This is a genomic window from Coprobacillus cateniformis, assembly GCF_009767585.1.
In the GTDB taxonomy this organism is placed as follows: Bacteria; Bacillota_I; Bacilli_A; order Erysipelotrichales; family Coprobacillaceae; genus Coprobacillus; species Coprobacillus cateniformis.
The window spans coordinates 739,298-763,769 of the sequence record NZ_WSNW01000001.1 but is presented as its reverse complement, the minus strand read 5'-3'; the positions used below and the strand labels follow the sequence as shown (position 1 = coordinate 763,769).

Annotated in this window: 20 protein-coding genes; 18 read left to right on the top strand and 2 right to left on the bottom strand. The window is 32.2% G+C overall.

Annotated elements, in window-relative coordinates; genetic code table 11:
* Positions 1-66: 66 nt before the first annotated feature.
* From GQF29_RS03855 to GQF29_RS03810, 10 genes are all read left to right on the top strand, one after another.
* Positions 67-1,746 carry a Na/Pi cotransporter family protein gene (locus tag GQF29_RS03855; protein ID WP_008788090.1) on the top strand — a complete coding sequence of 560 codons (1,680 nt, stop codon included), beginning with the start codon at positions 67-69 and terminating at the stop codon, positions 1,744-1,746.
* A 159-nt stretch (positions 1,747-1,905) separates the two neighbouring features.
* The gene (locus tag GQF29_RS03850; protein WP_008788091.1) at positions 1,906-3,588 is read left to right on the top strand and encodes a Na/Pi cotransporter family protein; all 1,683 of its coding nucleotides are present in this window, start codon (positions 1,906-1,908) and stop codon (positions 3,586-3,588) included.
* 254 nt (positions 3,589-3,842) lie between these two features.
* Positions 3,843-5,159 carry a TrkH family potassium uptake protein gene (locus GQF29_RS03845; RefSeq protein ID WP_008788092.1) on the top strand — a complete coding sequence of 439 codons (1,317 nt, stop codon included), beginning with the start codon at positions 3,843-3,845 and terminating at the stop codon, positions 5,157-5,159.
* Between the two features lie 8 nt (positions 5,160-5,167).
* Entirely contained in the window at positions 5,168-5,827 is a 660-nt protein-coding gene (locus tag GQF29_RS03840; RefSeq protein WP_008788093.1) for a potassium channel family protein, read from the top strand.
* Between the two features lie 211 nt (positions 5,828-6,038).
* Positions 6,039-6,974: a PD-(D/E)XK nuclease family transposase gene (locus tag GQF29_RS03835; protein ID WP_017144125.1), complete on the top strand. Its 936-nt coding sequence runs from the start codon at positions 6,039-6,041 to the stop codon at positions 6,972-6,974.
* 195 nt (positions 6,975-7,169) lie between these two features.
* Positions 7,170-8,717: an alpha-glucoside-specific PTS transporter subunit IIBC gene (locus GQF29_RS03830; RefSeq protein WP_008788095.1), complete on the top strand. Its 1,548-nt coding sequence runs from the start codon at positions 7,170-7,172 to the stop codon at positions 8,715-8,717.
* An 18-nt stretch (positions 8,718-8,735) separates the two neighbouring features.
* Entirely contained in the window at positions 8,736-9,230 is a 495-nt protein-coding gene (locus GQF29_RS03825; RefSeq protein WP_008788096.1) for a hypothetical protein, read from the top strand.
* A 20-nt stretch (positions 9,231-9,250) separates the two neighbouring features.
* On the top strand, positions 9,251-10,585 hold the full coding sequence (locus GQF29_RS03820; protein ID WP_008788097.1) for a 6-phospho-alpha-glucosidase: 1,335 nt from the start codon (positions 9,251-9,253) through the stop codon (positions 10,583-10,585).
* A 1-nt stretch (position 10,586) separates the two neighbouring features.
* Positions 10,587-11,063, top strand: coding sequence for a PTS sugar transporter subunit IIA (locus GQF29_RS03815; protein WP_008788098.1), 477 nt, complete (start codon positions 10,587-10,589; stop codon positions 11,061-11,063).
* Between the two features lie 111 nt (positions 11,064-11,174).
* Positions 11,175-11,909, top strand: a complete 735-nt coding sequence (locus GQF29_RS03810; RefSeq protein WP_017144126.1) for a GDSL-type esterase/lipase family protein — start codon at positions 11,175-11,177, stop codon at positions 11,907-11,909.
* Between the two features lie 5 nt (positions 11,910-11,914).
* Here the strand turns inward: GQF29_RS03810 and GQF29_RS03805 are convergent, their stop codons facing one another.
* Positions 11,915-13,078 (bottom strand): helix-turn-helix domain-containing protein, encoded by a 1,164-nt coding sequence (locus tag GQF29_RS03805; RefSeq protein WP_008788100.1) that lies wholly within the window; start codon positions 13,076-13,078, stop codon positions 11,915-11,917.
* 212 nt (positions 13,079-13,290) lie between these two features.
* Here GQF29_RS03805 and GQF29_RS03800 point away from each other — a divergent pair, with 212 nt between their 5' ends.
* The 3 genes from GQF29_RS03800 (at position 13,291) to GQF29_RS03790 (ending at position 17,122) form a co-directional block, all read left to right on the top strand.
* Positions 13,291-14,784, top strand: coding sequence for a hypothetical protein (locus GQF29_RS03800; protein ID WP_008788101.1), 1,494 nt, complete (start codon positions 13,291-13,293; stop codon positions 14,782-14,784).
* A gap of 350 nt (positions 14,785-15,134) precedes the next feature.
* Positions 15,135-16,226: a DUF871 domain-containing protein gene (locus GQF29_RS03795; protein ID WP_008788102.1), complete on the top strand. Its 1,092-nt coding sequence runs from the start codon at positions 15,135-15,137 to the stop codon at positions 16,224-16,226.
* The gene (locus tag GQF29_RS03790; RefSeq protein ID WP_008788103.1) at positions 16,223-17,122 is read left to right on the top strand and encodes an ROK family protein; all 900 of its coding nucleotides are present in this window, start codon (positions 16,223-16,225) and stop codon (positions 17,120-17,122) included. The genes GQF29_RS03795 and GQF29_RS03790 overlap by 4 nt, the downstream gene beginning before the upstream one ends.
* A gap of 205 nt (positions 17,123-17,327) precedes the next feature.
* Here GQF29_RS03790 and GQF29_RS03785 read toward each other — a convergent pair whose 3' ends face one another.
* Positions 17,328-18,479: a helix-turn-helix domain-containing protein gene (locus GQF29_RS03785; protein WP_008788104.1), complete on the bottom strand. Its 1,152-nt coding sequence runs from the start codon at positions 18,477-18,479 to the stop codon at positions 17,328-17,330.
* A gap of 150 nt (positions 18,480-18,629) precedes the next feature.
* Here GQF29_RS03785 and GQF29_RS03780 point away from each other — a divergent pair, with 150 nt between their 5' ends.
* From GQF29_RS03780 to GQF29_RS03760, 5 genes are read left to right on the top strand one after another with little or no spacing between them, the layout of a single operon-like run.
* Positions 18,630-19,943: a PTS sugar transporter subunit IIC gene (locus GQF29_RS03780; protein ID WP_008788105.1), complete on the top strand. Its 1,314-nt coding sequence runs from the start codon at positions 18,630-18,632 to the stop codon at positions 19,941-19,943.
* A gap of 43 nt (positions 19,944-19,986) precedes the next feature.
* Positions 19,987-21,048 carry a GDSL-type esterase/lipase family protein gene (locus GQF29_RS03775; RefSeq protein ID WP_236916379.1) on the top strand — a complete coding sequence of 354 codons (1,062 nt, stop codon included), beginning with the start codon at positions 19,987-19,989 and terminating at the stop codon, positions 21,046-21,048.
* Positions 21,039-22,019, top strand: coding sequence for an alpha/beta hydrolase (locus GQF29_RS03770; protein ID WP_008788107.1), 981 nt, complete (start codon positions 21,039-21,041; stop codon positions 22,017-22,019). The genes GQF29_RS03775 and GQF29_RS03770 overlap by 10 nt, the downstream gene beginning before the upstream one ends.
* Positions 22,013-23,410 carry a 6-phospho-beta-glucosidase gene (locus GQF29_RS03765; RefSeq protein ID WP_008788108.1) on the top strand — a complete coding sequence of 466 codons (1,398 nt, stop codon included), beginning with the start codon at positions 22,013-22,015 and terminating at the stop codon, positions 23,408-23,410. Before GQF29_RS03770 ends, GQF29_RS03765 begins: the two co-directional genes overlap by 7 nt.
* Positions 23,407-24,306, top strand: a complete 900-nt coding sequence (locus tag GQF29_RS03760) for an ROK family protein (protein ID WP_008788109.1) — start codon at positions 23,407-23,409, stop codon at positions 24,304-24,306. Before GQF29_RS03765 ends, GQF29_RS03760 begins: the two co-directional genes overlap by 4 nt.
* Positions 24,307-24,472: the final 166 nt, after the last annotated feature.

Below are 24,472 nucleotides of genomic sequence, written 5' to 3'. Positions count from 1 at the left end.
TTAAGTTTATTTACATTGTGTTAATGAAATGTTAATCTTTTGTTGTAAATCATAGGGAGGAAAGAGATGGAATTATCTAATATATTTGCATTGCTTGGCGGTTTAGCTTTATTCTTATATGGGATGACTATGATGTCCAATGGATTAGAACTTGCTGCTGGTAATAAAATGAAAACAATCCTGGAAAAATTAATAACAAATCGTTTCTTAGGTGTTGGAGTGGGTGCATTGATCACTGCACTCATTCAATCTTCATCAGCAACGACTGTGATGACAGTTGGGTTTGTCAATGCTGGATTAATGAAACTAGAAAATGCTGTTTGGGTTATTATGGGAGCAAACATTGGAACAACAATTACGGGACAATTAATTGCATTAGATATTACTGCATTAGCTCCAGTTATTGCATTTATAGGTGTTGCGTTAATTGCATTTTTCAAGAGTAAACGATTGGATGCAATTGGTACAATTGCAGCGGGGCTAGGTATCTTATTTATGGGGATGGAAATGATGTCAGGTGCAATGGTACCATTACGTAGTTCACCTGAATTTGTAAGTATTGTTTCTAATTTTGAAAATCCTTTAATAGGTATTGCTGTAGGTGCATTATTCACTGCTATTATTCAGAGTTCATCGGCTTCAGTTGGTATTTTACAAGCATTAGCCATGAGTGGTGTTATTACTTTACCTTCTGCAATATATGTTTTATTTGGACAAAATATTGGGACATGTATTACTGCTGTATTGGCTTCTATTGGAACAGGGCGAAATGCAAAGAGAACAACTATTTTGCACTTATCCTTTAATATTATAGGAACAATTATATTTGTTATTATTAGTATGTTAACTCCATTTGCACAATGGATGCAGGCACTAACACCAACAAATATTCCTGCTCAAATAGCTAATGTACATACAGTTTTCAACGTTGCAACAACAATATTATTATTACCATTTGGTAAACAGCTTGTTCAATTAGCATATAAGATTCTTCCTGAAAAGGAAGGTCATGAAGATCGTATGGATGTAAAATTCTTGGATTTTTCTATTTTTACAAATGATTATCATATTGGGACAAGTGCAATTGCGAATACGCAATTATTTAATGAAACACAGAATATGTTAGATGTAGCTATTGATAATGTGAGAAGGTCTTTTGAATTAATGATTAGCTATAAAGATGAAAAATATGAAAAACTGCAAAAAAGTGAAGAGTATATAAATTATTTAAATAAACAGATTGTTGATTTTACAACAAATGCGATTTCAAATGAATTTCCAATAGAAGGTTCACAAACAATTGGTTTGTTCCTTAAGGTTTCAGCTGACTTAGAGAGAATTGGTGATCATGCTGTGAACATTGCTGCTAGAGCAAAGTTGCTTCATGATGAAAATAGACGTTTTTCTGATACGGCTTTAGACGAAATTGGTATTATGAGCAGTTTGTGTACAAATATTTTAGATGAATTAAAGATCATGAATTATGATGAATTTAAAGATCTTGTAGATAAAGTAGATATCATAGAAGAGAATATTGATAAAACGAATTATCAGTTTGGTATTAATCAATTGATTCGTTTAAAAAATAAACAATGTACAACAGAAAATAGTGTTGTTTATACAAAAACATTAACTGATTTTGAAAGAATTGGTGACCATGGTTTGAATATTGCACAAAGTTTTTATAAAATTAGAAAAGCTGTTGCAGCTATGAAAATGGTGAAACCAGAAATGATTGAAGAATAATTGAATATTTTGTTGAATATGTGGTGGAGTCTGGCATAAAGTATATTACTTTATTTATTCAACAAATGTGTATTTTTGATTGCGAAAATAAGAGACAGATTCCATCCTTTTAAGGAGAAATCTGTCTTTTATTTTGGTAATCAAAAGGGAGGAAGAAAAATGGAATTATCAAATGTATTTGCGTTAGCAGGGGGATTAGCATTATTCCTTTATGGAATGACAATGATGTCTAACGGATTAGAATTGGCCGCTGGGAATAAGTTGAAGGCTATACTAGAGAAGTTAACTACAAATCGCTTTTTGGGTGTTGCAGTAGGAGCTTTAATTACGGCTATTATTCAATCATCTTCTGCAACAACTGTTATGGTTGTTGGTTTTGTCAATGCAGGACTTATGAGTTTACAGAATGCTGTTTGGGTCATTATGGGAGCCAATATTGGAACAACGATTACTGGTCAATTAATTGCATTAGATATTACTGCATTAGCACCAGTTATTGCATTTATAGGTGTAGCATTAATTGTTTTCTTTAAAAGTAAGAAATTAGATGCTTTTGGAACAATTGCAGCTGGATTAGGAATTTTATTTATAGGAATGAATATGATGTCAACTGCTATGGAACCATTGAGAAGCTCACCAGAGTTTATTCATATTGTTTCTAATTTTGAGAATCCTCTCATTGGTGTGGCTGTCGGAGCAATCTTTACTGCTATCATTCAAAGTTCGTCAGCATCTGTTGGAATTTTACAAGCCTTAGCGATGAGTGGAGTTGTTACATTACCAACAGCTATCTATGTATTGTTTGGTCAAAATATTGGAACTTGTATTACAGCTGTACTTGCATCTATTGGAACAAGTAGGAATGCGAAGCGTACTACAGTTATACATTTATCTTTTAATATGATTGGAACTGCAATTTTTGTGCTTATATGTATGACAACTGATTTTGCATATTTTATGCAATCTTTAACACCAACGAATGTAGCTGCCCAAATCGCTAATGTTCATACTGTGTTTAATATTGTCACAACAATTATATTATTACCATTTGGTAAAAAGTTAGTTGATTTTACATTTATAATTCTTCCTAAGAAGAAAGATAAAGAAGCTCAAATGACATTAAAGCATCTAGATTTCTCTATTTTTACAAATGATTATCATATTGGAACGAGTGCTATAGCCAATACTCAGTTATTTAATGAAAGTCAGAATATGTTAGATGTCGCAATTGAAAATGTTAGAAAATCGTTTGAGTTAATAATAAGTTATAAAGAAGAAAAATATGAACAACTTCTAAGAAATGAAGAATATATTGACTATCTCAATAGAGAAATTGTTGATTTTACAACTTCTGCTATTTCTAATGAACTTCCTCTAGAGGGTTCACAAGCTATTGCTTTGTTTGTGAAAGTATCAGCAGATATAGAAAGAATCGGAGATCACGCTATAAATATAGCCAAGAGAGCAAGATTACTGCATGAAGAAGATAAACATTTTTCTGATGAGGCTGTAGAAGAAATAGGAATGATGAGTAATCTTTGTACCAATATTCTAGATGAACTCAAAATCATTAATTATGATGAGTTTAAAAATATTGTAGATAAGGTTGATGTCATAGAAGAACATATTGATAAAACGCATCATCAATTTAGTGTAAATCAGTTATTAAGACTTAAAGAAAAGAAGTGTACGACAGAAAATAGTGTCATTTATACGAAAATACTAACTGATTTTGAACGTATAGGAGATCATGGACTTAACATTGCTGAAAGTTTTTATAAAATTAGAAAAGCTGTTGCAGCCATGAAATTAATCAAGGAAGAAGTTGAAAAGAATTCATAAAATAAATCTTAGTGAATACATCTAGAAAAAGGATTGATAGTGTATATAAAAAGTGGTAAAGTGAATATGTTGAATATGTGGTGGAGTCTGTCATAAAGCAATTGCTTTATTTATTCAACATGATTTTATGTGTATCATTCAAGTTTTACTTATATGAGTAAAACTTTATAATACCATAATGATGACAAGACAGATTCACGCTTTTTAGAATCTGTTTTTTTATTTTAAAGAAAGCCTGGTGATCGATTTTAAATATGAAATTAATTTTAAGGAAAGTCAATCAGTATGTTAAACATTCATCTCCTCCACGATTGATTGCATTTGGATTTGCAAGTGTTATTTTAGTAGGAGCTATTCTATTAATGTTGCCAGTTTCTGTCCGTGATGATCAGACTGTTTCATTCATAGATGCGTTGTTTACATCAACAAGTGCTGTATGTGTGACAGGATTAATTGCTATTGATACAGCAGAACATTTTACTGTTTTTGGAAGAACAGTTGTTGCTTTATTAATCCAAATTGGCGGTTTAGGTGTAACTTGTGTTGGGGTAACAATTATTTTAGCGGCTGGTAAACGTGTTGGATTTAAGGTTAGAAAACTGATTAAAGAATCATGGAATATTGGGGGTTATGGCGGTTTAGTTAAATTGGTGAAGTATGTCTTGAAAATAACATTATTATTTGAGCTTGTTGGGGCAATCTTAAGTTTTATTGTTTTTGTTCAAGATTATCCTCCATTAGATGCTTTAGGTATTAGTTTGTTTCATTCTGTAGCAGCATTTAATAATTCAGGTTTTGATATTTTGGGAGGACTTACAAATCTTATTCCTTATCAAAATGATATTTTATTAAATTTAGTTACAAGTGGATTAATTATTTTTGGAGGAATTGGTTTTTTAGTTATTATTGATGTCAAAAATAAAAAGTCTTTTAAAAAATTAACATTTCATTCTAAGGCAGTTATATCAGTCAGTATTGCGCTTATTGTGATTGGTACATTATTAATTAAGCTGACTGAAAATGTAACATGGTTAGGAGCTTTTTTCCAAAGTGTTTCAGCTAGAACTGCAGGGTTTTCAACATATAATTTAGGGAACTTTACAAATGCTGGGTTATTTGTGTTAGTCATCTTAATGTTTATAGGTGCTTCACCTGGTTCTACAGGTGGTGGTATTAAAACAAGTACATTATTTGTTATTGGTAATGTTATGAAGAGCATTATGACTCACCAGCATTGTGTTTCATTTAAACGTAGAATATCAGAAGGTATTATTATGCAAGCCTTTGTTGTCGCAATTTTATCTTTATGTGTTGTCATTATCAGTACATTTTTATTGTGTATTGTAGAGCCTAGATTTACTTTTATGCAATTGTTATTTGAAAGTACATCAGCATTTGGAACAGTTGGGTTATCTACTGGTATTACATCACATTTAAGTGTTTTAGGAAAAATTATTATTATCTTAACAATGTATATTGGTCGTATTGGAGCAATGACTATTGTTACTTTGGGTGTTTATAAGGAACCAAAAACAGCTGTATATTCAGCAGAAGATATTATGATAGGATAGGTAATTATATGACAAATGAAAAGAGTTATGCAATTATAGGTTTAGGTAGATTTGGTATGCCTTTGGCTAAAAAGTTAGCAGAGGCAGGAAAAGAAGTTATTGGTATTGATAGAGATGAGGATAGAGTGAAGGAGTTAAGAGAATATACTGAGTATGCTTTTGTTTCACAGACACTTACAAAGGATGTTCTTGAAGAAGTGGGAGTTCAAAATTGTGATGTTGTTATTGTGTGTATTGGTGAAAGAATTGAAGTCAGTATCTTAACAACTTTAAATGTTATTAATCTTGGTGTTTCAAAAGTCATTGCAAAAGCAACAAATGCTGATCAAGGAGAAGTTTTAGAAAAACTTGGGGCACAAGTTGTTTATCCTGAAAGAGATATGGCTTTAAGGCTTGCAAAGAAAATTTTAAGAGAGAATCTTGTTGATTATATTTCTATTGGTAAGGATATTGAGATTATAGAGTTTGAAATTTCAAAGCAAATGATTGGTAAATCTATTATTGGAATGAGAGTTAGAGAAAACTTTGGTTTAAATATTATTGCTATTCATCATGATGGAATAACTGATACAGATATAGATCCACATTATCTATTAAAAGCAGGGGATACAATAGCTGTTATTGGAAAAGAGAATAAAGTTGCTCAGTTTGTGGATAGCTATTCCTAAAATATGAAGAAATATTAAATATTTTTTTGCTAGAAAATAAGGTTTAACGATAATCGTTAAATCTTTTTTATTTGCTTATTGCATATATCTGTCATACGAAGTATAATGTACTTATAAAAGTTGAAAAAAGTGTAAATAAAAAAAGAAAAATGGACTTCTTTTTATGAATATAGAAGTAGGAGGGTTTTTCTCCTGGAAAGAAGGTATTCATATGGATGAACAGGTTATTTCTTTTTGTACTGATTATTTTTTTCACTATCTTTTGATTCACAGTCCGATGGTGCGATTATGCATTGCTGAGCATTTATCGGGATTGGAATTGAAAACTGTTGATGTTATCAATTCTGAGAGGTATCCCTCTCATAAGGATGGCAAGAAATATGTCCTGGATATTACACTCAAGGATCATTTAGGAAATCTCTATAACATTGAGATGCAGAATGGCTATATCTCAGCAGCAGAGCTGGCGAGGTTTCAGATTTATACAATGAGTATGATAGATCTGCAGATACAGGAGGGAGTACAGTATCAGGATATGAGAAAGGTTCATTCTCTTATTATCTATACGGGAAATCCGATAAGGAATTTTGAACATCTCTGGCATGAGGTAGAACTGATTGATGGGAAGTATGAGAAGGAACTGTATAATGGACTGATTGTGATGAGTTTTTTACAGACTAAGAAAATGGAGGAGGTAAGTATGGAATTGGCAAGAAGTGATTTTTATCAGTTAATGAGATTGTTTGAGCAGGAGGATAATCATAAGGAGGAACAGACAAGTGAGGTAGCAAAGGAAGCAGTGGAACTCTATGATAGGTTTATCTCATTAGAGGAGTATATCTATTATAAAGCGATACAAAGGGATAGACTATGGGCAGAATCTAAGATAGGTGAGGGAACAAGAAAAGGGTTTGAACAAGGGCTTGAAAAAGGGCTTGAACAAGGAATTGAAAAGGGAATTGAACAAGGTAAAAGAGAAGAAAACTTGAAAAGAGCATGTCAGTTAGTTAAGAAGAAATACAAAGTAGACAACTTAGAATGGTTAAAAACATGCACATCTCAACAATTAGATTATTTATTTGATATGATTATTGATGATATAAATTATGATGAATTTAAAAAAATGATTTGTCATTATAATCAATAAATAATATTTCTATTATTTGTATATAACGAAAAGTGTTGATAAAATCAACGCTTTTTTTGTGTGTGAAATTTCACGGATAATGTGATAAATCATTAAGAATGCGCCTTGTCCCTAAGTCGTTGTAAAGTATTGAAACTTATTTTGTAAGGGGTTACTATAAACGTGCAAGAGATATCACAAGGGAGGAAAAACGATATGATGCAGAAAATTCAAAGGTTCGGTGGAGCGATGTTTACACCAGTCTTACTCTTTGCCTTTGCAGGGATAATGATTGGTGTTGGAACATTGTTTACAACTGAAGCTATTATGGGTAGTCTTGCAAGTACAGAGAGTTTATGGTATCAGTGCTGGAACATCATCTTGCAAGGTGGATGGACAGTTTTTAATCAATTACCATTAATATTCGTTGTCGGATTACCAATTGGGTTAGCTAAAAAACAACAAGCTAGATGTTGTATGGAAGCTTTAGTGCTTTACTTAACTTTCCAATATTTCTTAAGTACAATCTTAAGCCAATGGGGAACAACATTCGGAGTTGATTTTGCAGCTGAAGCTGGAGGAACAAGTGGTTTAACAATGGTAGCCAATATTAAAACTCTAGATATGGGAATGATTGGAGCATTAATGATTTCAGGAATTGTTATTTTCTTACACAATCGTTACTTTGATACAGAGTTACCAGAGTGGATGGGAACATTCAGTGGTTCATCATTTGTTGTGATTGTGGGATTCTTTGCTTTATTGCCAGTTGCTTTCTTATCAGCAAGTTTATGGCCTATGGTTCAATCTGGAATGAGGGCATTCCAAGGATTTATCACTGGAGCTGGAGCTATGGGTGTATGGATATTTATATTTATGGAACGTATTCTCATTCCATTTGGATTACATCACTTACTTTATTTCCCATTCTTTTATGATTCAGCTGTTGTTAATGGAGGAGTCTTCTCAACATGGGCTACACAATTACCAGAATTAGCAGCAAGCACTGAATCATTAAAAACATTAGCACCATATGCTTGGCCAACATTAACAGGATTGTCAAAAATATTTGGATGTCCTGGTATCGCTTTAGCATTCTATTTTACAGCTAAAGATAGTAAGAAAAAGAAAATTGCTGGATTGCTCGTTCCTATCACTTTAACAGCAATATTCTGTGGAGTTACAGAACCTATTGAGTTCACATTCTTATTTATTGCACCAGTCTTATTTGTTGTTCATGCAGTCCTTGCAGCAACTCTCGCAACTGTTGCATATATGTTTGGAGTTGTTGGGGCGATGTCAGGTGGATTAATTGAAATATCAGCATTAAACTTTATTCCATTAATGGCAGCACATTGGCCAACATACTTAACATTACTAGTGGTAGGTTTGGTATTTACAGGTATTTATTTCGTAGTCTTCAGATTCTTAATCTTAAAATTCAATTTTGCGACACCAGGTCGAGAAGAAGATGAAGAAATTACATTCCATAATAAAGCTGACTTTAAAGAAAAACAAGCGGCTCCTAAAGGAAGTTTGGCTTTTATGATTTTAGATGCTTTAGGTGGAAAAGACAACATTGTTGATGTCACTAATTGTGCAACTCGTCTACGTGTTAATGTAAAAGATGAAAGTTTAGTCAAAACAGATTCATATTTTAAAGGCATTGGGACACATGGTATCAAAGCAACCAAAACAAATATTCAGGTTATTGTGGGATTAAAAGTTCCAAGCGTTAGAGAAGAATTTGAAGGGTTCTTATAAAGAAAGAGGGTAGTTAAAATGGCTCGAAAGAAAAAAATAGATCTAAAACTTAAGAAATTAAATCGTTATTTCATGATTACAAAAGTGTTCTTAGCATTGACTCCTTTAATATGTTATTTATATATTTCGCTGAAAGCCTCAATGAATGCGATGAGTTTTCAAGAAGTTCTTAGTCAAGATCCAAGTATCACAGTGATTTTCTTAATTGCTATGTTAAATCCTTATATTGCTTACCTAGTTCAATTAATTCAAAAGAATTTAATCAAAGGAAATATAAAATTTGCAATTATAAATATGGCATTACTGTTGATAGCACAAGCCTTAACAATGAATTTATTCTATTTCACTATGTTGTTATATGTTTTCTATCGAGCTATTCAATACTATGATATTCCAGTTTTGAAATCAATAAAATCATCAACAATCAAGCAAGCTCTCTATAATGGTGGAGGAAGTTTACTTGTTATGTTGATAAGCTGTATTAGCTTATTTGCAACTATAAGATTAATGTAAAAAAATGGAGGAGAAAGAAAATGGAAGAAAAAAAATATTCAATTACAATTGCTGGTGGAGGAAGTACATTTACACCAGGGATTTGCTTATTATTATTAGAACACATGGATCGTTTCCCAATTAGAAAGATTCAATTCTATGATAACTTTAAAGAAAGACAAGAAACAATCGCAAAAGCTTGTGAAATTTATTTAAAAGAAAATGCACCTGAAGTAGAATTTGGTTACACAACAGATCCAGAAACTGCATTTACTGATGTAGACTTTGTGATGTGTCATATCCGTGTTGGGTTATATGCAATGCGTGAAAAAGATGAGAAAATCCCATTAAAATATGGTGTTGTTGGACAAGAAACTTGTGGGCCAGGAGGTCTTGCTTATGGTATGCGTTCAATTGGTGGAGTTATTGAAATTCTAGATTATATGGAAAAATATTCTCCTAATGCTTGGATGTTAAATTATTCAAATCCTGCTGCTATTGTTGCAGAAGCAACGAGAAGATTACGTCCTGATTCTAAAATCTTAAATATTTGTGATATGCCAATTGATTTAGAAGAGAAAATGGCTTCAATGATTGGTTTAAGTTCAAGAAAAGAATTAGATGTTGGATACTATGGTTTAAATCACTTTGGTTGGTGGCATTCAATTAAAGATCAAAATGGAAATGATTTGATGCCAGAAATTAAAAAACATGTGGCTGCCAATGGATTTGCTGATGCATTATCTAAAACAAATCAACATGTTGAACAAAGTTGGATAGAAACATTTTCTAAAGCAAAAGATGTTTATGCATTAGATCCAGATACAATTCCAAACACTTATTTAAAATATTACTTATATCCTGATTATGTTGTTGAACATTCAGATCCAAATCATACACGTGCTAATGAAGTTATGGAACATCGTGAAAAGAATATCTTTACGATTTGCCAAAATATTATTGATAAAGGAACAGCAAAAGATGGTGGATTTGAACCAGATGCTCATGCTGAATATATTGTTGATTTAGCTTGTGCACTTGCTACAAATACAAAAGAAAAATTCTTATTGATTGTTCCTAATGAAGGAGCAGTTGAAAACTTTGATAGAACTGCAATGGTTGAAATTCCTTGTTATGTTGGTATTAATGGATATGAAAGAGTTGTTCAAGGTGCTATTCCTCAATTCCAAAAAGGTTTAATGGAACAACAGGTTTCTGTAGAAAAATTAGTTGTTGAAGCATGGATTGAAGGTTCTTATCAAAAGATGTGGCAAGCAATGACTTTATCAAAAATTGTTCCAAGTGCTAAAGTTGCTAAACAAATTTTAGATGAAATGATAGAAGCAAATAAAGATTTCTGGCCTGAGTTAAAATAATATGGGATTCTTTAAGAAAAAAACAAAAGCACTTTATGCAATGGCCAATGGTCAAAGTATTGCTATAGAAGATGTACCTGATGAAGTTTTTGCAACAAAGATGATGGGTGATGGTATTGCTATTCAGCCTAAAGAGGGGAAAATCTACGCACCATGTAATGGAAAAGTCACAATGGTTATGGATAATACAAAGCATGCTGTTGGAATTGAAAATGAGGATGGAATGGAAATTCTTATTCATGTTGGTTTAGATACTGTCAATCTCGAAGGCGAGGGGTTCGACACCTTTATTCAAGTAGGCGATGAAGTTAAAATTGGGGATTTATTGATTTCATATGATAAAGCTGGATTTGAGCAAAAAGGGATTAATGATATTACAATGCTTGTGATTGTAGATCCTAAAGATTATAAAATAACTGAATATTGTAGTCATCAAGATGTTACTATTCAGACATCAGCTATTATAAAATATAAATGAGCAAACATATGTTTTGCTCATTTTATCTTAAAATTCTGTTATTTATCTTAAAATCAAGGTATAAAAAAATATTTTCTTTCTTTAGAATCATTATAGATGGAGGGAGAAAAAATGAATAAGAAAAAAACTTGGATAGTAGGAATTGTGTGTATGTTGATTCCAATTCTTCTTATAACTATAGTTTTTATTTTTGTATTTCAAGGAGTCGCAACTATGGGAGAGAATGAAATCATACACAAAACAAAGAACTATGAAGAGATATCTGTAACTTCAATGAAAGAAACAACTGTCTTTTTTGGTGATTCTATCACAGAATTATGTCCTGTTGAAGATTTATATTCCATATACACTAAACAGACTGGTATACCTGTTATTAATCGTGGAATCAGTGCTGAAACAACTTCAACGATGCTGACAAGAATTGATAAGACTGTACTTGTTATGGAACCTAAAAATCTTGTTATGTTAATGGGAATTAATGATATTTCTCAAAAAGTCGATAATCAACAGATAGTTAATAATATTCACAAGATGATCACTTTGACAAAACAAAAAAGTCCTCATACACATATCATTTTACAGGCTGTTTATCCTGTTAATAAAAGTGAAAGAGAATCTTTATATGATCAATTTCAATTAAAGGATAGAGATAATGAAACAATTAACTCATTAAATAAAATGCTTGAGGAACTTGCTACAAAAGAAAATATTACTTTTGTCAATGTCAATTCTTATTTGATGAATGAGAATGGAGAATTAAAGAATGAATTTACATTTGATGGGTTGCATCCTAATATGCAGGGATATCTTGCTATCAGAGATGCTATTATGCAAACTTTGAGATAGTGAGATCAATGATCTTTGAGATGTGATTGCTGATATTGTTTAGGAGTCATAAGTTTATATTTTTTAAAGATTTGAATAAAATTACTTTGTGAACTATAATTTAATAAGCAACTAATTTCAATATGACTTTTATTTGTAAATAGTAGTAAACGGGCAGCTTCGTCTGCCTTTTTTCTTTGAATATAATTGGTAACTGTCTCACCAACTTCTTTTTTGAATGCAACAGAGAGATAACTCTCTGACAATCCTTTATGTTCTACTAAATTATGTAAAGAAAGTTTATCATATAAATGTGTATCAATATAATGTATACATTTATAAATGTGGAGTGAGTAATGTTCTTTCTTAGCGTTATTCATTTGCTGATAGAAATCATAAATAGATTGCTGAAAAAGAACAATGAGATCATGAGCATTATGAATAGAGGATAATTTATTAAGAATGGAATCAGATAAAGAAAATGCTAATTCACTAGAAACTCCTTCTTGTATATTTATACGTGTTAATAGAGTTATGAAGCTGATGAACTTATAATTTAAATCCTGTAAGATATTTTGGGTTAATCTTTGAGATTCAAAAACATCTATTTCTGATAATAATGATTTTACTTTATAAAAATGACCGTCTTGATATGCTTTTAATAAAAGTTGTTCAAAGTGATAATAATCAGGAGTTTCTTGTGTTATACGACGATGTGTTAAAATATCGTCTTTTTTCTGTATCTGTTTTTTGTTGATATAGTCAATATGGATATCTTGTAAGGACAGGTATTGATGTGTACATATTTCATAAAGCATTTTTATAAAACTTTGAAATGTCATGAGATGGAGCGAAGCGATGTGCGAACGAATCATTGACTCAGGAATAATCTGTGTCCAACTATCAGGGAGCAGTTGTTGTGAATTTTGTAAATCATTGAGTATACAGGAACATACAATCATATATGTTTGTTTTTCAAAGGTAACTTGTAAACGTGCATAAGCAACACGATGATCATAGACAAGAATATGAGCATGATGATGTGTCATTGAAAAAACATCATGCAGAAACTCTCTTAAATCTATCATTGTAATTTGAGGATGAATAAGCTGTAACTGTTCATCAAAAATGGCACAAGGGATATGCTGAGTGTTATATAATTCATCAATAATTGAGATAAGTGCATCCATTTTAAACTCCTTAATTAATAATAAAATAATGATATAGACAAAAAAATATAAATATAAATGAAATTATAGTTATTATATACTAAATGCATTAAAAGGGCAATGAAAACACTTACATGATGAGAGAGGAGGCTTTATTAATTGAAATAATGATATGAAAATAAATTTTCAATTTACTGTTTAAAACAATATCCACAAGGAAAGGGGAAAGAAATATGGTGTTAAATAAGAGAAAGAAAATAATTATTGGAGGCGCTACAGCAGCTGTTTTGATTGTAAGTAGTGTTACAGGTGGTGGTATGGTTTTGAATGCATTGCAAAGGGGGACTGGTCAATTGAATGATGGGGCAGTTGCCTTAGAACAAGGAGCAGAAAAAATTGTTAATGGTGCCTCAACATTAAAAGATGGCAGTCAAGGTTTATATACAGGAATTGAGCAATATACTCAAGGTGTCAGTGCATTAGGTGAAGGGACTGGGCAGCTTCATGAAGGGATGAAAAAGTATACAGGAGCAGTATCATTATTGAAACAGGGTGCAGATGGATTATACAATGGCGTGTATGGATACACAACTGCAGTCAATGGGATGCATCAAGGGATTCAAGTTCTTGATCAAGGTGCATCTGTTTTAGAGCAGGGAATATCTGGTTTGTCTAATGGAGCAGGGAAATTGAGTGATGGGACAGAAACATTGAATGATGGTATGAAGATGCTGGATGAGAATTCAAAAGCACTTTTGGCAGCACCTGATATGATAGTTGATGGTTTAACACAATTAAAACAAGGATTGAATGTTGTTCCTAGCGAAACAGATATTCAAAAATTGATGCAAGGCTCTACAACTGTGAAAACAACTATCAATGGAATGAGCCAAGTTGCAACTGGAATAGATACTACTGTTTTAACATTACAAACAACAATTAATGGTTTAAAACAAACAGCATATAGTTCACAGGAATTAAATCAGTTTGCACAGTTATTGGTTACTGATCCAGGTACAGCTTTGTCTTTGCCTAATGCTCAAGGTATGATTCAAGCAATGGCAGGTGCATATGTCACAACCAGTACAGCATTAGATGGAGCTTCTACAACTATCACAGGTATGAAAAACTATACAAGTCAGTTATCCACTGGTCTGTCGCAATTGAATCAAAATTATCAATATATTGATGCAGGTGTCCAAGCATTAGCAGTATTACCAACAGCTGCTAAAGCCTTAGAACAGGGAATGAATGGGATGATAGGAGTTATCCAAAAAGAAAAAGATGGTATTGTGACATATGTACAAGGAGTGAAAACTGCTTATCAAGGAACAATGGCATTAAATAGTGGAGCAAAGGAATTAAAAAATGGAAGTGAAACATTGGATAATGGAGCTAAAAAACTAACCTTAGGAATTCATGAACTTTATAATGGTTCAAGTCAATTAAGTCAAGTTGGAGGTTCTCTTAAAGAAGGATCATTAACATTAATGCAAAGCTTAGGACAATTACATCAAACAAGTACACCTTTATTAATGGGAATGAATACACTTTATGTAGGTATTCAAAAACTAGATGAAATCAAAGCAGGTCTTTTAAAAGGAGCATTAGCGATTAAAGATGGGAACTCTGGAGTTAATGATGCTATGAATGGTCTTTATGAAGGGATTAAGACTTTGAAAAAAGGAACAAATCAATTATATTCTACTGTTGGTGGAAAAGAATAGATATTTTAATGGATATGTGTTTTCGTATACAAATACAATCATTGATGCAAGAAAGATTCACAAGTGAATGAAACAACAAAGCACTTGGTAAAAGTTTAGATCAACTTGTTGAGATATCTTAACAAAAATCAATTATATCTTTTAATATAAATAGTTGAATGTTTATTTCATTCAACTATTTTCTTTAATAGATGATTCTTTTTAATACATCAAAAATAACAGCTGTTTATGAAATGGCTTAATACTTATCTTTTCTAATTATCTTAAAATTATAATATAAATATGAAGATAATGATAAAAGTCTATGAGAGAGTCTGTTAAACTCTTTTTATAAGAAGGAGGTATTTATTATGATAGGTATCGCTTTGTATCCAGATAAGACAACATTTAAAGAAGATGTTGCATACTTAAAACGAGCTCAAAGATACGGTTATCAAAAAGTATTTATGAGTATGTTACAAATTGATATTCAAGATCCTAAGAAATCTATTCGTAGATTAAAGGAAAGTATGGCTTTTGCGAATGAATTAGGAATGCTTGTGATGCTTGATATTCATCCAATGGTTTTTGATTATCTAAAAATGAAAGAAGATGATTTATCTTACTTTCATGATATAGGTGTTAAGATTTTAAGATTAGATAGTGGATATAATGGAAGAACAGAAGCCATGATGACACATAACCCTTATGGAATCACAATTGATGTGAATATGAGCAATGACACTCATTATTTCAATCTTATCCAAGATTATCTTCCACAATATCAAAATTTAAGTGCTTCATTTAACTTTTATCCACAACGTTACACAGGTTTATCATTGGAAACATTTCAAAGCTGTTTAAGACATTTTAAAAATGCGCATATCCAAACTGCTGCCTTTATCACATCACAAACTGCACAAGTGACACCATGGGCTATATCAGATGGACTTTGTACTTTAGAAGATCATCGAGATCTTCCAATTGATATACAGGCTAGACATATGAAGATGTTGAAATGTGTAGATGATATCATTATAGGAAATGCATTTGCAAGCGAAGAAGAATTAAAGATAGTACAAAAAGTTATGTCAACATCAGTAGATTATCTTCATGTTACTTTTAATGAAGATGCAAGTGAGCAAGAAAAACAAATGGTCTGTACAATTCATGATTATCGTGGTGATGCTTCTGAATACATGATTCGTTCATCACATCATAAACAAAAATATGCCAAAGAATCAATTTTGGCACATCAGCATATCAGAAATATTCAAAGAGGAGATATATTGGTATTAAATGATAATTATGGTCAATACAAAGCAGAGATTCAAATTGCGTTAAAAGATAGAGCTGGTGATCCAAGAATTAATGTTGTTGGAAGAATCAAAGAGGATGAGATGTTGTTGCTGGAACAGTTAAAACCATTTCAAACATTTGAATTAAAAGAGGCATTATTATGAAATATTATGCAGGTATAGATATTGGTGGAACTCATATAAAAATGGGAATCATTAATGAAGAAGGGAAAGTATGTCTGAGTAAGAATGAAGAAACAGCTAAAGAAAGAGAAGCTCTTATGCAGCAGGTGAAAGACTTTCTATTGAAACATTCAGATTATTCTATCCAGGCAGTTGGTATTAGTACGCCTGGGATTGTGAGAACTGATGGATATATGCAAACCAGTGGAGCAATCAAATGTTTTTTCCATCGCAATATGAAAAAAGAATTTGAAGAATATTTAAACTTACCTGTTGTTATTGAAAATGATGGGAAAGCAGCTGCTTGTGCAGAAAAATGGCAGGGAGCAGCAAAGGATATTGATAATTTCGTATGTTTGACATTAGGAACAGCGATTGGTGGTGCTATCTATATTCATGGAAAACTTTATCGTGGATTTGGTGGTTTAGCTGGAGAATTTGGAATTTCTTTAGCAGGACATCAAAAAGGTCACTATGATGAACAGTCATTTTCTTACCATGCAGCTACAGTTGCAGGACTCTGTCGTCATTATAGTTACCGTGTTCATGAACGTGTTTTAGATGCACAGGAAATTATGATTCGAGCAAAGCAGGGTGATACAATTGCTGAAGAATGTTTAAAAGAGTTTTATCATAGTGTGGCTGTATTACTCATGAATATTGCTGTGACGATTGCACCAGAAGTGATTCTTATTGGAGGTGGAATTAGTTCAAATGGTGATGTTATGAAAAATATTATTGCAGATTATCAGCAAATCTGTCAGGATTATCATGTTTTAAGCCTGGTTAATATGCCACGTATTCAAACATGTTATCTTCATAATCAGGCAGGAATGATAGGGGCAGTGGCACCATTCATGAAAGATGTAAGAATGTGAGTATTGCTTATATAACTTTGAAAACACACCATATTTTGTTATGAATGAATAGCCTTGTCTTTCCTGGTTGTTTTATGAAACTTGTAAGAGTGATATTTTCAAGATAGACAATAAATCAAGAATATCAAATGGTGATGAGAAATATAATGTTTATATTTTAGACTAACTACAAATCTTATTATTTTAGTTTCATTCATTTGAACAACTATAAATATTTAAAATTCATATCACGATAAGCTTTGGGGGTTTGACCTGTGACATGTTTAAAGCGCTGAGTAAAATGACTTTGACTTGTAAAATTCAGTAAAGTACTTATTTCCTGGTAACTATGATCTGTAAATAGGAGAAGATGTTTTGCTTCTTCTATTTTTTTATTTAAAAGATATTGTGAAAAAGTTAATCCTAATTCCAGTGTAAAACGAGAGGAAATATAAACCGAAGAGTGTCCTGTTGTATCCTCTAAATCTCGTAGTGTAATTTTTTCATAAATATGTGTATCAATATAACGAATACATTGATTGATAAGGGATGAACATTGCTTAGATGTGTGATGAATCAGTTCAATAAATTCATAACTGGCATATTTTATATATTTTAAGCATTCTTGAGATGATCTCATATTGGGAAGGTTTTGAATCAGTGAGTCTGAAAGACTAAAGGCACTATCTAATGGAACGCCTTCATCAATCGCAAGACGTGTTAAAAGAGCTACAAGAGAAATAAATTTGATTTTAATTGTATCTAATGAATTATCAGCAAGATGAACAGTATAGGTTTTATCAATTGTCTTAAAAATCCAATCAATTTTATCTTTACGTCCCCGTTTTACATAATCGAGAAAACGCAGCTCAAATTGATAAGAGTCACGTGTTGCATCTTCACTGCGACGTTCATAAAGATTCTTTTCAAAGATTTCTTTAGGCGTCAGCTTATCATGATTAATGCGTAGATATTTGATTGGAATCTGATTTTCATTTAATGAATGTGTTGTGAGTAAAGTATAAATATTTTGACAAAAAGATGTAAAACTTTCTGTTGATTCACTTGAAATACGATAAGTTAATTCTTTCATATATTGATCTTTAATCTGTGAACCTAAGACAAAACAGGGACCAATGAGAATACGATATGTTTCTTGATTTATAGGGTAAAGAAAAGAGGCACCAAGAAACTGATAATTATTAGTGATATGTAAGGGAAATTCATCATTGATATAAAGATATTGCAAGTCTTGACGATAATGAAATAATGGGGAGTATTCAGGAAAAATGAGTTGATCATCTTTCACGATAGAAAAAGGAATATAAGTTCTTTGATAAAAACAATCAAAGATATTTTGTAATGTTTGTAAATTCATAGAAACCTCCTTAAATATCTAATATAAATATTAAAATAATGATATATTGCATGTGAGAACTATTATATAATGAACATGCAATAAAGTAAAGCGTTTACAATATATGGCCATATCGATGTGACTTTACAATTGAAGAAAGGATTGAAAAAGATGAACAAATTAGAACAAATCATTAATGATAAATTAATGCCATTAGCTGAGAAATTAACAAAGAACAAAATCTTAGGGGCATTAATGGAAGGTTTTATAAGAACAAGTCCTATTACTTTAGGAATTGCATTGATTACAATTGTAGGAAATTTCCCTGTGCCAGGGTGGACACAGTATTTAGAAAGTATTGGAATTATGCAGCATGTCAATGCCATTACCAATGGCGCAACTGGTGTTTTAACGTTGTATGTCATTTATTCATTAGCTATGGCTTATGCAAGTCGTATTGGAACAAATGAAAAGAATTCTGCAATTATCTCTTTAGCTTTCTTTATTATGATTATGCCTCAAACAATGACAACTTCTGCTATGCAGGATGGAAAATTGGTTGAATCAACAATCAATGCCTTAAAATTGGATTATTTAGGAGGACAAGGTTTATTTATTGGAATGATTATTGCTTTGGTTGTGACAAGATTATATGCTTACTTATCTTCTAAGAACTTATCATTCAAATTACCAGATACAGTTCCACCAATGGTTTCTCAATCATTATCCCCTGTCTTTGTTGTAACAATTATCTTTGTCTTAGCGTTTATTATTCGTGTTGGATTCAGTTATACATCTGCAGGAGATATGATTAATTTCTTTATTCAGGTTCTTAATGCACCATTGATGTCATTAACGGCCAGTCCATTATCTATTATTATCATTATGGGATTGCTTGCTATTCTATGGTTCTTTGGTATTCACAATGCAGTGTTACAAGGACCTTTAGGAGTTATTAGTTTGACAATGGTCATGGGAAATATTACTGCTTATCAAAATGGTCAAGAGTTACCTTATTTATTACCATCAGTCATTTATGGCGGTATGATGGCATCAGGATTCTTAGGTCTTATTATTATGAAAATGTTTAAAGGAAAATCAGCAAAATTTAAACAATTAGCAAAATTATCTTTTATTCCCTCAATATTCAACATTACAGAACCAATTATGTTTGGTATGCCAATTATCTTAAATCCAATGTTCTTCATTCCACAATGCTTTACACAAATTATTTGTGGCTTTGTGACATGGGGATTAGTTGCAACAGTCTTACCTATTAACTTAAATCCTACAATGGCATTATTACCTTGGACAACACCAATCTTTATTAAAATGCCTTTATCAGGAGGTTTAAATTATACAATCTTAATGGTCATCTGTTTTGCAATTACATTCTTAATGTGGTATCCATTCTTAAAAGTCGCTGACAAAAGAGAATATGAATTAGAGCAGATAACTGCTGCTCAAAAATTAGAAAATGAATAATTGGATCACATGGTGGGCAAGAGCACAACGAGGTGTTGGCTTCATGCCAGAAAAATGTCCACCACAAATTCAAATTGATATTCATGACATGCCAAGGTGTATAGCACTACGTTTCACATTTGGGACATGTTATGATTGTCAGCCAGTAATCATTAAGAATGTTTATTGTTATTGTGATAAGAGTCAAAAGATACCTGTTACTTTTAAAGGGCAAACAAGGTATCAATTGCAACCTCAGCAGATGTTAACTACAGATGAAATCAGTAGCCTTGATTTTACTGGAGATGTTCATCTGGTTTATGAGATTGAAACCAATGATGATTATCTCTGTGCATCAGGCTTTGGATTAGAGTCATATGACAATATGACATCTTCTTCTCCACTGATTTATCTTTTAAGAAGTATTGATATTTCTGGGTCAGCGCTTAAAGGATGTATTGTTGCTTTTGGAGATTCTATTACAGAACAGGGACACTGGACAACATCACTTTCTCAAATGTTAAAAGAGCGAGGATATGCTTTATTACAGTTAGGGATTGGTGGAAATCGTCTATTGCGTGAACTAGAGAATGTCAATATTACAAAAGAATATCATGAAGATATTCATTTAAAACATAAAATTTACACTCAAATTCCTCTTGATAAACAATGTTTTGGAAAACCAGGAATCAAAAGATTTTATGAAGATGTATTGACTTGTCATTCATGTCAGGCATTAATTTTGGCTATTGGTGTCAATGATCTTTATCAGCCAGGAACATTCTGTGCAAATATTCAGGAATTTCCAGCCTTTGAAGATATGCTGCATGGTTATCAGTATATTCAAACATTATTTCCAAGTGAAAAAACATTGGTATTGGGGATGACATCTTTTATGGCAGCTGAAGCATCTTCTATAGCAAAAGAGAAATTTCGTCAGCAGATCAATGATTGGTTGGCTAAAAACTATGTACATTATCTTTCTTTTGATGAATGGCTATTAAATGAATTTCAGCAAATCAAGAATGAATATCATAATGGTGATTATCTGCATCCTAATGAGGAAGCAGGTAAAATTATGGCACAAAATATAATGAAGAAATTGGAGGTATTGATATGTGGATAATCATAATAACAATTTTATTATTCTTTGTTTATATCTTCGTATTGACACCTTATCCATTTGTCTGGCTCCTACGTTTTAAGAAAGAAGAACAAACAGAAAAGGGGCCAAAAAATATCAATGAAATCAAGACTGGGTTGATAATCAAGACCAACCTCCCTTATCCTTCTGCCTATCCCCAGTCTACCTTTGATTTCTATTATGATCCTCTGACACCTGTAAGACATGTGATTGTCTGGGTTCATGGGGGATCATTCATTTCTGGAACAAGTGCCGGTATGAAAAATTTTGGACCAATGTTAGCAAAACAAGGATATGCTGTATGTGCAATGAATTATGCTTATGCACCACGATATTCATTTCCAGTCCAAATTCGTCAAGTGGATGAAATGTTATGTTATGCAAAAACGTTTATGTTAGAGAACTATCAGATTAATTTAGAGGGTGCTTTTTTAGGTGGCGATTCAGCTGGAGCAAATATTTCAGCTTGTTATGCAACAATGGATGCCAATGAAACATTAGCAAGTCAAAGCAAAGTAAAACTTCATAATTCTTTACCTATTCAAGGATTGCTATTATTCTGTGGACCTTATGATTTCACAGAAGATTTACAAAAAGAAGAATTTAGACAGTTAAAAACATTTTTAAAATATATTGGGTGGTCATATCTTGGACATAAATCATGGATGAAAAGACAGGAAAAAGTTCTGGCATCACCACTTATCAATATTAACAGTCATTTTCCTCCAGCCTATATCTGTGATGGGAAAAAATTCTCATTTATGTGGCAAGGGAAAAAATTAGTCAAAGTTTTAGAAGAAAAGGGGATTGATGTGAAAAGTCGTTTTTATGATGATATGCCACATGAATTTCAATTCAATTTTGTCAAATATCCAGAAGAATCTAAGCAGGTTTTTAAAGAGAGTGTTGCTTTCTTGGATAGGATGACAGGAAAGGAAAAGAAAGAATGTTAAAGGAAAATTTTTTATGGGGTGGAGCCTTAGCTGCCAATCAGTGTGAAGGCGCCTATAATGAAGACGGGAAAGGTCTTTCAATTATGGATATTATCACAGCTGGAGATAAAGATCATCCTCGTCAAATGACAATGGATATCAAGGAAGATTGTTATTATCCAAATCATGAAGCCATTGATTTTTATCATCGTTATGAAGAAGATACAGATTTATTTGCGCAAATGGGATTCAAATGTTTAAGGGTTTCGATTGCCTGGAGTCGTATTTTTCCTCATGGTGATGAAGAGGAACCAAATCAGAAAGGTTTAGCATTTTATGACCGTTTGTTTGAAACTCTTCATCAAAAAGGAATAGAACCAGTTGTGACCATTTCCCATTATGAAATGCCACTAGAGCTTGTTAAAAAATATGGTGGCTGGCGTAATCGGAAATTAATTGATTTTTATGTTCATTATGCCAAAACATTATTTGAACGTTATCAGGGTGTTGTGAAATATTGGATGACATTTAATGAAATCAATAGTACAATTCATATTCCTGCCATTGCTGGTGTGATTATTAAGGCAGATGAAGATGAAAAAAGTATTGCTTATCAGGCTTTGCATCATCAATTTGTTGCAAGTGCCAAGGCTGTTAGACTTGCACATTCTATTGATTCTCAAAACCAGGTGGGGTGTATGGTAATGACAACTGTGGGTTATCCGCAAACACCACATCCATTAGATGTTGCAGCTGCACAAAACTATTTACGAGATGGGACATTGTTTTTCTGTGATGTCCATGTGCGTGGACATTATCCAGCTTATTTTAAGAGTTATGGTGTGAAGATTAATGTGACGAAAGAAGATCAGGAAATTTTGTCACAGGGATGTGTCGATTATATTGGGTTCTCTTACTATTCATCACAAGTTGTTTCACGTAATAATAATGGTGAAGAAACTCAGGGAAATATTGTCAAAGGCCTTAAAAATCCTTATTTAAAAGCCAGTGAATGGGGCTGGCAAATTGATCCTCAAGGTTTGTCTTTCTTAATGAAGGAACTGTATGAGCGTTATGAAAAGCCATTATTTATTGTTGAAAATGGTCTAGGATATGATGATCAGTTAACAGAAGATGGATGTATTCATGATGATTATCGTATTGATTATTTACGTCAGCATTTAGATATGATGAAGAAAACAGTTGAAGCTGAACATATTGATTTGATGGGTTATACAGCGTGGGGACCTATCGATATTGTAAGTGCAGGAACTGGTGAGATGAAGAAACGTTATGGCTTTATCTATGTTGATAAAGATAATCAGGGGAATGGAACTTTAAAGCGTATCAAGAAAGATTCTTATTATTGGTATCAAAAAGTCATTGCAACGAATGGAGAAGATTTATCATGAAGTATTTAAGTATAGATGCAGGTGGAACCTTTATTAAATATGCATGGTTAGATGAAAAAGCTAATATATTATCACAAGGGAAAAAACCAACACCACGGACAACGAAAGAAGATTTTCTAGCAGTCATTAAGGAAATATGGGGTCATGAAAGTGATGAAAAAGGTGGTATCTGTTTATCGTTACCAGGAACAATCAATACCAAAACAGGTTTCGTACATCAGGGTGGTTCTTTGACTTATCATCATCAGTTAAATATTAAAAAGTATTATGAAGATGAATTGCATACTCAAGTGGAAGTTGAAAATGATGCCAGATGTGCAGCCCTTGCTGAAATGACAAGTGGACATATGCAAGGTATTCAAAATGGAATTGTCTTAACATTTGGAACAGGTGTTGGTGGATGTTTTATTATCAATGGTGATATTTATAAAGGAACACATTTACTTTCTGGAGAAGTATCGATGTTAATATGTAAAGATTTAAAAACATATGGTCATGATGCAGTGTTTGGAAATATAGCGGGTATTCCTGGATTTGTGAAACGCGTTTGTGATATGAAAGGTATTGAACCAAGTGATGGGAAAACAGTTTTTGAATGGATTGAACAAGGTGATCAAAAAGCTGTCGAAATGTTTGAGAAGTACTGTTATGATGTCGTTATTCAATTAATGAATTTACAATTAATCATTGATCCACAGCGTGTCTGTTTAGGTGGTGGTGTGTCTGAAAATCCTATCTTTGTTAGTGGGATTCAAAGAGCTTTGCAAAATTTCTATGATTCATTACCATATCCAATTCCTCCTTTAGAAATAATCTCTTGTGCTCATCATAATGACGCTAATCTCATTGGTGCTTATTATCATTTTCAAAAACAACACTCAAAAGCAAGAAGCTGAGCAAAAGAGTTCTTACTTGAGGGTATAGCATAAATAAATGAAAAGAAGGAGTCAAATTCCTATGTGTTTAGAAATTTTATTTCTTCTTTCATTTTTAAAACTTTAAACATTTCCACCTTATTGAGCAAGAATCAGCGAAAGTATCTTGCTTTTTCTTTTGATGAAA

Coding starts and splice junctions, on each gene's coding strand:
- GQF29_RS03855 (WP_008788090.1), top strand. CDS start 67: ATGGAATTATCTAATATATTTGCATTGCTTGGCGGTTTAGCTTTATTC.
- GQF29_RS03850 (WP_008788091.1), top strand. CDS start 1,906: ATGGAATTATCAAATGTATTTGCGTTAGCAGGGGGATTAGCATTATTC.
- GQF29_RS03845 (WP_008788092.1), top strand. CDS start 3,843: ATGAAATTAATTTTAAGGAAAGTCAATCAGTATGTTAAACATTCATCT.
- GQF29_RS03840 (WP_008788093.1), top strand. CDS start 5,168: ATGACAAATGAAAAGAGTTATGCAATTATAGGTTTAGGTAGATTTGGT.
- GQF29_RS03835 (WP_017144125.1), top strand. CDS start 6,039: ATGGATGAACAGGTTATTTCTTTTTGTACTGATTATTTTTTTCACTAT.
- GQF29_RS03830 (WP_008788095.1), top strand. CDS start 7,170: ATGATGCAGAAAATTCAAAGGTTCGGTGGAGCGATGTTTACACCAGTC.
- GQF29_RS03825 (WP_008788096.1), top strand. CDS start 8,736: ATGGCTCGAAAGAAAAAAATAGATCTAAAACTTAAGAAATTAAATCGT.
- GQF29_RS03820 (WP_008788097.1), top strand. CDS start 9,251: ATGGAAGAAAAAAAATATTCAATTACAATTGCTGGTGGAGGAAGTACA.
- GQF29_RS03815 (WP_008788098.1), top strand. CDS start 10,587: ATGGGATTCTTTAAGAAAAAAACAAAAGCACTTTATGCAATGGCCAAT.
- GQF29_RS03810 (WP_017144126.1), top strand. CDS start 11,175: ATGAATAAGAAAAAAACTTGGATAGTAGGAATTGTGTGTATGTTGATT.
- GQF29_RS03805 (WP_008788100.1), bottom strand. CDS start 13,078: ATGGATGCACTTATCTCAATTATTGATGAATTATATAACACTCAGCAT.
- GQF29_RS03800 (WP_008788101.1), top strand. CDS start 13,291: ATGGTGTTAAATAAGAGAAAGAAAATAATTATTGGAGGCGCTACAGCA.
- GQF29_RS03795 (WP_008788102.1), top strand. CDS start 15,135: ATGATAGGTATCGCTTTGTATCCAGATAAGACAACATTTAAAGAAGAT.
- GQF29_RS03790 (WP_008788103.1), top strand. CDS start 16,223: ATGAAATATTATGCAGGTATAGATATTGGTGGAACTCATATAAAAATG.
- GQF29_RS03785 (WP_008788104.1), bottom strand. CDS start 18,479: ATGAATTTACAAACATTACAAAATATCTTTGATTGTTTTTATCAAAGA.
- GQF29_RS03780 (WP_008788105.1), top strand. CDS start 18,630: ATGAACAAATTAGAACAAATCATTAATGATAAATTAATGCCATTAGCT.
- GQF29_RS03775 (WP_236916379.1), top strand. CDS start 19,987: ATGCCAGAAAAATGTCCACCACAAATTCAAATTGATATTCATGACATG.
- GQF29_RS03770 (WP_008788107.1), top strand. CDS start 21,039: ATGTGGATAATCATAATAACAATTTTATTATTCTTTGTTTATATCTTC.
- GQF29_RS03765 (WP_008788108.1), top strand. CDS start 22,013: ATGTTAAAGGAAAATTTTTTATGGGGTGGAGCCTTAGCTGCCAATCAG.
- GQF29_RS03760 (WP_008788109.1), top strand. CDS start 23,407: ATGAAGTATTTAAGTATAGATGCAGGTGGAACCTTTATTAAATATGCA.